This is a genomic window from Bremerella sp. JC817 (assembly GCF_040718835.1).
Taxonomy (GTDB): Bacteria; Planctomycetota; Planctomycetia; order Pirellulales; family Pirellulaceae; genus Bremerella.
In genome coordinates, this window is the sequence record NZ_JBFEFG010000108.1 from 1 (window position 1) to 302 (window position 302).

Consider the following 302-nt stretch of genomic DNA (forward strand, 5'->3'; position numbering starts at 1 on the left):
CCTCAGCAAGCGGTCTCAACCTGCGGATAGCCGAGAGCGTCGAAGGCCGCTCGAATGTCGTCTTCATCGGGCCAGCCGCCCTGATCGTCCACGTTTTCAAGAGCGTGGCAGCGGTGATCGCTGAGCCACTGGTAGACCTGCTCCCGATGCGGCACACGCCAACAGCCACGCCAGATGTAAAGTTCACCCCCCAGGCCGCCGGCATTCCCAAGAAGACTCGTGAGCTCTTCCTGCGGGATCATGCGATCCTGAAGGCACTGTTGGCCTCGTGCATGTTCTGGCTTTGTGCCGGCATTGTGCAG

Annotated in this window: 1 pseudogene; it reads left to right on the forward strand. The window is 61.3% G+C overall.

Features of this window, described 5'->3' with window-relative positions:
* A pseudogene (locus AB1L30_RS00495) lies at positions 1-302 on the forward strand (hypothetical protein); the annotation flags it as partial.